This window comes from Campylobacter sp. IFREMER_LSEM_CL2151, from assembly GCF_025771725.1.
Taxonomy (GTDB): Bacteria; Campylobacterota; Campylobacteria; order Campylobacterales; family Campylobacteraceae; genus Campylobacter_D; species Campylobacter_D lari_C.
In genome coordinates this window covers 1-2392 of record NZ_JAKMQT010000016.1, presented here as the reverse complement: position 1 = coordinate 2392, position 2392 = coordinate 1, and the positions used below count along the sequence as shown (strand labels likewise).

Annotated in this window: 1 protein-coding gene and 1 pseudogene; both read right to left on the bottom strand. The window is 26.1% G+C overall.

What is annotated here, in order from left to right; translation table 11 throughout:
- Positions 1 to 1792: motility associated factor glycosyltransferase family protein (locus L8V82_RS07680; protein WP_263724545.1), on the bottom strand; the 1792-nt coding region annotated here is incomplete at its 3' end.
- Between the two features lie 436 nt (positions 1793 to 2228).
- Positions 2229 to 2392 (bottom strand): annotated as a pseudogene (locus L8V82_RS07820) (hypothetical protein); the annotation flags it as partial.

Here is a 2392-nt window from a genome sequence, read left to right as displayed (position 1 = left end):
AGTTATTTTTTTGTTCTATATCGGCCAAAGCTCTTTCTAAAATCATCCTTTGTTGGTATAAAATATCAATAACTTCTTTGATATATCTTTTATGGTTGATGATATAGGATAATGTATTAATAAGCTTTTCTTGATCATTTTGTGTTTTTAAACTTTGTAGTTTTATAAAATTAGGCTCGTTTGCAAAAATTAAAGTATAGAGTACATCGCTCATACTTTCCCAGTTTTTTTGTGAAAACAGTAAAGACTTAAAAGTTTTGATGTATTCTTGAGCAAAGTTGATTTGAGTATAATCAAGTCGTTTAAGAGCATCTTCTAAAGTATAGTTGTTTGCTATAAAATTGATTTGCTCTATAATAGGATCTAATTTTGTTAATATTAATTCACATTGGGACACAAAAATTTGATTAATTTGGATGTGATTTTGCAAGGTTGAAATTGTAGATAAAATATATTTTTTATAATCGTTTGAAAGACTTAAAGAAGGAAAGTTTTTATTTGTGTTTTGTTTGTTTAAAATTTCATCACAAAATTCTTTAAAAGGTTTTTCTATGCTTCCTTCTATCCTTGCTCCACCTTCTGTGGCATTATAAGTGGTGATAAGGTGTTTATTATTTTGTATATCTTCCTCATAAGCCTTTTTATAAAGCTCCCATACACAATGGGTATAAACTTCTTCTTTTCCTCCATAAGCTAATGTTTTTATGAGTTCATAACGATGTGTATCTGTTTTTTCACCTAGTAAAAATTCTTTAGGGTGAGAATTGAGGTTTTTATCATAAGCTAAATCTTGCCCTATTAAAATGATATTTGTATAGCCTAAACCTATAGCAAAATGGTATAAATAATTAGCTACGCTTGAAAATTTTGTATCTGTATAACCATAGTCATCAAGTTTAAAACTATGATTAAAATTACTAGAAGCTAGAGTGATAATGATGTTTTTTTGATGATTTTGTAAAGTTTGGATGATACTAGGATTTGTCGTGTCTGTAAGAAGGAAAATTGCCTTATTGTCTTCATAATAATCTTTAAAAAAAACATTAGAATCTATACTTTTTTCAATACAACCAATATAATCAGGTTTGATATTGTGTTGGTGTAAGATAGTATAAGAGCCATCAGCACAAAATATAGTAACTTTATTTTGAATTTGTTTTAACAAAGGTAATTGTTTTATAAGACTAGGTCCGCTTGCCACTATGATAGCATTTTTACTTTTAGATTGGTGTTTTGTTAATAACTCTTTGGTGCTCGGACTTGTTAGCATGGGATAGAGATTTTTTGTAAAAAATTCTAAACCTTCTAAACAAGAAGAGCTTGAATGCACAGCATTTTTTATATGCTCTAGTGCTTGAATACACGTGTTTTCTATATATTGACTTAAATGAGTTTTTTTGAATGAAAATAGTGTAAAAATTTCATGGTAAAATAAAATATTTTGACTTAAAAACATCATCTTAGCATTTGAAAGATGAAAGTCTTGAGTGTGATAGATAGTAAGTTGATTCTTTTTAAGAAAATTACTAAAATCATTATTTTGAAGTACGTGATAAATTATCTCTAAATCATCTTCAAAAATAATAATATTTTTTAAGTTTTCATTTTTAAAAAGTTCTAAGATATACTCTCCTATACCATAGATAAAAAGTATAGGGTGGTTTGAATAATTGTTTTGAATATTTTCTAAAAAAAGTTTATTTTCAACAGGTTTTTTATGATTATTACAAGTTAAAATCTTAGTTGCCAAATTTTTTTCAATATTTAAGATATTTTTTTGTAGAAAATTCATTTATTTTTCCTTGAAATGGCACTATAAAAATTTATCAGTGTTGATTGAAGAATTTCAAACCACTCTTCTTGTTTTAAAATCCACAAGATCATTCTTGTTTTTTTATCTTCTTGGCTTATTGCTGGCATTAAATAAATTTTTGCAAGTTCTAATTCGACATTTTTTAACGCAGGAACCAAAACTTCTCCTAATAATGCAAAATCTTTTTCAAATGAAATTTTAAACTCATGAATTTCTTCATTAAACTTTAAAATTTTTGAAAAATCCAATTCTAAAATACTAAAACTTTTTTTGATATCAGAAGTAATGTTTTGTAAATTATCTTTAAAATTTTGAATTTGTTCTAATATATTTGTGCTTAAAACCCCTCTCAAACACTCATCAATCTTATCTTTTTTATCTTGAATTTCTTTTTCACTTAAAGTTTGTAGTTTTTCAAACAAAGGCTTATTTTCTTTCAATAAATTTTCACATAATTCTTTAAAAGGTTTTTCTATACTTCCTTCTATCCTAGCTCCGCCTTCTGTGGCGTTATAGGTTGTAATGCTATTAGTATCTATAGAATACTCTAAACTTTCTTTAAATAAAATCCACCATTGA